Here is an 831-nt window from a genome sequence, read left to right as displayed (position 1 = left end):
AGGAGAGCTTCGGCACCGACTGATAGCCGCCCTCGGTGATGGCGCGCGCACCATAGGAGAGGCGCTTGCCGCCCTCGAAAGTGCCGCGGATTGCCGGATGCGTCTTGAAGCGCTGGAATTCCTCGAAGGGATAGAGATAGGGGTTCTTGTAATTCAGGTGGATGACGAAGCCGACGGCAACGAGATTGTCCTCCAGGTGATAGAGGAAGGAGCCGCCGCCGGTGGACATATCAAGCGGCCAGCCGAAGGAGTGCTGCACGAGGCCGCGGCGGTGGTTTTCCGGCTTGACCTCCCAGAGTTCCTTGATGCCGATGCCGAATTTCTGGGGCTGGCGGCCGCTCGAGAGATCGAACTTAGCAATCAGCTGCTTGGCGAGCGAGCCGCGCACGCCCTCTCCAACAAGCACATACTTGCCCATGAGCGCCATGCCGCGCGCATAGTTCGGGCCAGGCTCGCCGTTCTTCTCGATGCCCATGTCGCCGGTCGCGACACCGATGACGGAGCCCTCATCATTGTAGAGCACTTCGGTCGCGGCGAAGCCCGGATAGATCTCGACGCCGAGTTCTTCCGCCTTGGTCGCCAGCCAGCGACAGACATTTCCGAGCGAGACGATGTAATTGCCGTGATTGCTCATCAGCGGCGGCATCATGATGTTCGGCAGGCGGATGGAGCCGGCGGGGCCGAGCAGCAGGAAGTGATCGGCATTGACCTCGGTCTTGAAGGGGTGGTCAGCCTCCGTGCGCCAGCCTGGAAGCAGGCGATCGATACCGATGGGGTCGACAACGGCGCCGGAGAGGATATGGGCGCCGACTTCGGAACCCTTCTCCAATA

The 831-nt window shown here is 62.0% G+C and carries 1 protein-coding gene; it reads right to left on the bottom strand.

Going from position 1 to position 831, the window contains the following annotated elements:
* Positions 1–831 (bottom strand): NAD(P)/FAD-dependent oxidoreductase (locus tag PMI11_RS15650; RefSeq protein ID WP_037071479.1); only part of this gene is annotated, 831 nt, incomplete at both ends.

Origin of the sequence: Rhizobium sp. CF142, assembly GCF_000281145.1 — a bacterium.
GTDB lineage: Bacteria > Pseudomonadota > Alphaproteobacteria > Rhizobiales > Rhizobiaceae > Rhizobium.
Note: the sequence above shows the minus strand (reverse complement) of the source record. Positions and strands in the feature narration are given on the sequence as shown.